This is a genomic window from Bradyrhizobium sp. (assembly GCF_049581145.1).
In the GTDB taxonomy this organism is placed as follows: Bacteria; Pseudomonadota; Alphaproteobacteria; order Rhizobiales; family Xanthobacteraceae; genus Bradyrhizobium.
Genome location: NZ_JBAURI010000360.1, coordinates 1 through 1,627 on the forward strand (window position 1 = coordinate 1; position 1,627 = coordinate 1,627).

Sequence of the window (1,627 nt, forward strand, 5' to 3'; positions counted from 1 at the left end):
CAGTCAGCTGACGTTCGGCCTCAGCCAGCCGCTGCGCGCCCTGTTCCGCCTCGCCGGCGTTGCGCCGCAGCCGCCGGATCGCCTCATCGACTGCGATGGTGGTGGCTTGCAAGGCGTGCTGCCGCGCCACCGCGTCCTTTGCCGCGGCTTCGAGCCGGTTGGCATCCTGCATCGTCGGATCGGCGCGCAGGGTTTCGAGACGGGCTTGCGCGCGCTTCAGCCCGATGTCCGCCGCATCGTGAGCTTGCTGGGCGAGCGATTCGTCGCTCCTGGCCTGCTCGAGCCGCGCCAGCGCTTCGCCCCGGGCCCGGCTGGCATTGTCGAACTCGGTCTGCGCCTGGCGCAGCGCGCGGGCCTGGCGCCGGGTCTGCGTGCCGGCATAGATCCGGTAGCGCTCGACGAAACGCTCGATGGCCTTGGCCAGCGCCTGATATTCCTCGAGCTGGCGCCGATCTTCCTCCAACTGGCCAAGGGCTTCGGCCACGTCGGCGAGTAATTCGACCGGCAGCGGCGGCAAGGCTTCCGTCAACGCATTCGAAAGTGCGGTCTCGTCCGGCTTCTTCGACAATTGCGGCTGTCGCAACTGGATCAGCGTATCCATCAACGCGTCGTAGCGCTTGGCGCCGAGCCGGAACAACCGTTCATCGACGGCGCGCCGATAGCTCGATGATGTTTCGAACAGCTGGCCGCGGCCTTGCAGCGCCTCGCGCAGCCGCTCCTTGGTCAGGACCACGCGCTGGTCGCTCATCAACCAGAGATCCCTGTTTATGCGTGGCGCGCCGTCGGCAGCGTCCAGCACGAAGAACCAGCTGTCCACCTGGGGACGCGCTGCGACTGCGGACAGCCCGGCGCCGAGCGTCAGATAATGCGGCGTGCCGTCGTCGGCGAGACGGCCGAACTCGATCCAGGCATAGCCGATGCGCCGGTCGTAGCTGTTCATCAGCAGGTTCCAGGCCATCTTCTTGCCGCTGTCGCCGTCGGGTTCGAGCCGCGACGGCTTGAGCTGGGCATCGAGCAGGAAGGGCAGCGTCAGCGACAGCACCTTGGACTTGCCGGTCCCATTGTTGCCGCGCAGCAGCAGGTGGCCGTCGCGGAACCAGAACTCCTCGCTGTCGTAGTGGAATAGCTCCACCAGGCCGAGCCGCAGCGGTTGCCAGCGCAGCCGGGTGGGGATCGGCAGTGCCGGCTTCTCGGCCTGTGCAAGAAACGAAATCGGGCGATCGTTCATGGTGATCCGAACAGATCGTTGGCCGCAGCGCGCGGCGCCTTTTCGGGCGTTTCCCGGACGTCCGCCTCACCGAGCGCGAAGCGTGCGAGTGCCGGCATCGGCTGAATCATGTCGGCATCCCTGACGATCAGCTGGAGTTTTTCCAGCCGCTCCAGCGCGTTTTCCGCGAGTTCGCGTTCGGCGCCGGGCTCACGCGCCGATTTGCGCCAGTAGCGACCATAGTGGTTCCTGGCATCGCGCAGGAAAGCGACAATGTCGTGCTCTCGGGTGAACCCGGCTGGCCGCGTCGTGTCGGAGGGCTCCGTCGCCCGTCGGGTGAAACCGGATGCCAGGTGCTCCGCGACCAGCAGCGTGGCGTGGGCATCGGTGCCTTCGGCGGGCATCGCCACGTCCGTCAGC

2 protein-coding genes are annotated in these 1,627 nt (G+C 67.1%); both read right to left on the reverse strand.

Features of this window, described 5'->3' with window-relative positions; genetic code table 11:
• A partial coding sequence (locus tag WCB02_RS11760) for a TIGR02680 family protein (RefSeq protein WP_423958351.1) occupies positions 1–1,228 on the reverse strand: 1,228 nt, incomplete at its 3' end.
• Positions 1,225–1,627: DUF2398 family protein (locus tag WCB02_RS11765; protein ID WP_423958352.1), on the reverse strand; the 403-nt coding region annotated here is incomplete at its 5' end. The genes WCB02_RS11765 and WCB02_RS11760, both read right to left, overlap by 4 nt.